1 protein-coding gene is annotated in these 289 nt (G+C 60.9%); it reads left to right on the top strand.

The genetic code is table 11. From position 1 onward, the window contains the following. Positions 1–289, top strand: a 289-nt coding sequence (locus tag BN358_RS23850; protein WP_232233171.1) for an ABC transporter substrate-binding protein, incomplete at both ends; no start/stop codon positions are given.

Here is a 289-nt window from a genome sequence, read left to right as displayed (position 1 = left end):
TGGAGGCCCCCGACGACAAGACCGTCGTGGTGAAGATCAACCAGAAGACCAAGAACGTCGGCAACGTGCTGCGCATGCTCACCGAGAACTACGTGCTGCCGCAGTCGGTGTTCTCCGGCATCGCCGACGACAAGCTGCCCACCGAGGTCATGGACAAGCCGCTCGGCACCGGCCCCTTCACTCTGGACAAGGCAGACCAGACACAGGTCGTACTGACCCTCAACGACAAGTACTGGGGCAAGACCTACTACGGCGGCCTGCCGGTGATGAAGCAGATCATTCACCCGAT

This window comes from Sedimentibacter sp. B4, assembly GCF_000309315.1.
Lineage (GTDB): Bacteria > Bacillota > Clostridia > Tissierellales > Sedimentibacteraceae > Sedimentibacter > Sedimentibacter saalensis.
The sequence above is the reverse complement of the archived record's forward strand: the minus strand, read 5'-3'. Positions and strand labels throughout refer to the sequence as shown.